The 3,080-nt window shown below is 72.8% G+C and carries 3 protein-coding genes; all 3 read left to right on the plus strand.

Annotated elements, in window-relative coordinates:
- A partial coding sequence (aroC, locus tag QC029_RS30275; RefSeq protein WP_279559049.1) for a chorismate synthase occupies positions 1-1,124 on the plus strand: 1,124 nt, incomplete at its 5' end.
- 329 nt (positions 1,125-1,453) lie between these two features.
- Positions 1,454-1,966, plus strand: coding sequence for a shikimate kinase (locus QC029_RS30280; RefSeq protein WP_279559050.1), 513 nt, complete (start codon positions 1,454-1,456; stop codon positions 1,964-1,966).
- A partial coding sequence (aroB, locus tag QC029_RS30285) for a 3-dehydroquinate synthase (protein ID WP_279559051.1) occupies positions 1,963-3,080 on the plus strand: 1,118 nt, incomplete at its 3' end. The genes QC029_RS30280 and aroB, both read left to right, overlap by 4 nt.

The raw sequence follows: 3,080 nt of genomic DNA on the forward strand, positions 1-3,080 counted from the left end.
TGGAGGGGTTGCCCTATGGGGTGCCGGTCACCACGGGGATGGTGGCGGACGAGCTGGCGCGGCGGCGGCTGGGTTATGGTCGCGGCGCGCGGATGAGGTTCGAGCGGGATGAGGTCACCTTTCTGGGTGGGGTGCGGCATGGGGTGACGCTGGGTTCTCCGGTGGCGGTCATGGTCGGGAACACCGAGTGGCCCAAGTGGCAGAAGGTGATGGCGGCCGATCCGGTGGATGCGGCGGAGTTGGCGGAGTTGGCGCGTAATGCGCCGTTGACCCGGCCGCGGCCCGGTCATGCCGATCTGGCGGGGATGCAGAAGTACGGGGTGGGTGATGCCCGGCCGATTCTGGAGCGGGCGTCGGCGCGGGAGACCGCGGCCCGGGTGGCGTTGGGGGCGGTGGCCCGGTCGTATCTGCGGGAGGTGGCCGGTGTCGAGGTCGTCTCTCATGTGGTGGCGTTGGGTGGGGCCGAGGCGCCGGGTGGGGTGGTGCCGGGGCCGGGGGATGTGGCGCGGTTGGATGCCGATCCGGTGCGGTGTCTGGATCCGGAGGCGAGCCGGGCGATGGTGGAGGTGATCGATGCCGCTCACAAGGATGGTGACACCTTGGGTGGGGTGGTGGAGGTCCTCGCCTATGGGGTGCCGGTGGGGTTGGGTTCGCATGTGCACTGGGATCGGCGGCTGGATGCGCGGCTGGCTGCGGCGTTGATGGGGATCCAGGCGATCAAGGGGGTGGAGGTGGGTGACGGGTTCGAGTTGGCCCGGGTGCCCGGTTCCCGGGCGCATGATGAGATCGTGGCGGGTGAGGGCGGTATCCGGCGGGTCTCGGGGCGGTCGGGTGGGACCGAGGGGGGGTTGTCCACCGGTGAAGTGGTGCGGGTGCGGGCGGCGATGAAGCCGATCGCGACGGTGCCGCGGGCGCTGGCGACGGTGGATGTGTCCACCGGGGAGGCCACTCGTGCTCATCATCAGCGTTCGGATGTGTGTGCGGTGCCGGCGGCCGGGATCGTGGCCGAGGCGATGGTGGCGCTGGTGCTGGCCGATGCGGTGGCGGAGAAGTTCGGTGGGGATCATGTGGCCGAGACCCGCCGGAACGTGGCCGGTTTCCTGGACCATCTGGAGATCCGGTGAGCCCCGGCCCGGAGGGGTCCGGCGCGGTGAGCCCGGGCGCAGGTCCGGAGGAAGCCGGCGCGGGCCCGGAGGGGTCCGGCGCGGAGGGGTCCGGGGCCGGGGTGGGTCCGGTGAGCCCGGGCGCGGAGGGGTCCGGCGCGGGCGCGGAGGAAGCCGGAGCCGGGGCGGGCGGCCCGGTGAGCCCGGGTGCGGAGGGGTCCGGGGCCGGGGTGGGTCCGGTGAGCCCCGGCCCGGAGGGGGCCGGCCCGGGCGCGGGCGCGGAGGAAGCCGGAGCCGGCGCGGGCGGCCCGGTGAGCCCGGGCGCGGGCGCGGAGGGGTCCGGGTCTGGGGTGGGTCCGGTGGTGGTGTTGGTGGGTCCGCCGGGTGCGGGCAAGACCACGGTGGGTGGGGTGTTGGCCCGGCGGTTGGGGGTGGGGTTGCGTGACACCGACGCCGATGTCGAGGCCGTTGCCGGCAAGTCCGTCGCGGAGATCTTCGTCGATGAGGGGGAGGCGCGTTTTCGGGCGTTGGAGCGGGAGGCGGTGCGTGCGGCTCTGAGCGGGCATGCGGGGGTGGTCTCGCTCGGTGGTGGGGCCGTCACCGATGCCGGTACCCGTGCGTTGCTGGCCGGGGGGCCGGTGGTCTTCTTGGACGTGGCGCTGGCCGACGCGGTCCGGCGGGTGGGGCTGGATGCGCCGCGGCCGCTGTTGGCGGTCAATCCCCGCAAGCGGTGGCGGGCCCTGATGGAGCAGCGCCGCCCGTTGTATGTCGAGGTGGCCCGTGCGGTGGTCGACACCGCCGGCCGTGACCCGGAGGAGACCGCCCAGGCGGTCTTGGACGCACTTGGTTTGAAGGACGCATGAACACCGATTCCCCCATTCCCGCCGCTTCTGCCGAATCTCCCATCCGTATCACCGTCGGCGGCGGCGCGGGCGCCGCTCCGTATGAGGTGCTGGTCGGCCGGCGGCTGCTGGAGGAGCTGCCCGGGCTGGTGGGTGCCGGTGCCCGCCGGGTGGCGGTGATCCACCCGCAGGCGCTGACCGAGACCGGTGAGGCGATCCGCCGGGATCTGGCCGGGCAGGGTCTGGAGGCCATCGCCATTCAGGTGCCCGATGCGGAGGAGGCCAAGACCGCGGAGGTGGCGGCCTACTGCTGGAAGGCGCTGGGGTCCTCCGGTTTCACCCGCACCGATGTCGTTGTCGGGGTGGGTGGGGGCGCGACCACCGATCTGGCCGGTTTCGTCGCCGCGACCTGGCTGCGCGGGGTGCGCTGGGTCGCGGTGCCCACCACGGTGCTGGGCATGGTGGATGCGGCGGTGGGCGGGAAGACCGGTATCAACACCGCCGAGGGCAAGAATCTGGTGGGGGCCTTCCATCCGCCGGCCGGGGTGTTGTGTGATCTGGCCGCGTTGGAGTCGCTGCCGGTGCACGACTACGTCAGCGGGCTGGCGGAGGTGATCAAGGCGGGGTTCATCGCCGATCCGGCGATCTTGGAGTTGGTCGAGGCCGATCCGGAGGCCGCCCGCGGTCCGGGCGGGCCGCACACCGCCGAGTTGATCGAGCGGTCCATCCGGGTCAAGGCCGAGGTGGTCTCCGCCGATCTGAGGGAGGCCGGGCGGCGGGAGATCCTCAACTACGGTCACACCCTGGCCCATGCCATCGAGAAGAACGAGCGGTATACCTGGCGGCATGGTGCGGCCGTCGCGGTCGGGATGGTCTTCGCCGCCGAGCTGGGCCGGATCGCCGGGCGGCTCGATGATGCCACCGCCGACCGGCACCGGGCGATCCTGACCTCGGTGGGGTTGCCGGTCACCTACCGGGGTGATCAGTGGCCCAGGCTGCTGGAGACGATGCGGGTGGACAAGAAGACCCGGGGCGACCGGCTGCGTTTCATCGTGCTGGACGGTCTGGCCCGGCCCGCCGTGCTGGAAGGCCCGGACCCGGCGATGCTCCTCGCCGCCCACGCGGAGATCGCCGC

It is taken from the genome of Streptomyces sp. DH37 (genome assembly GCF_029813835.1).
Lineage (GTDB): Bacteria > Actinomycetota > Actinomycetes > Streptomycetales > Streptomycetaceae > Streptomyces.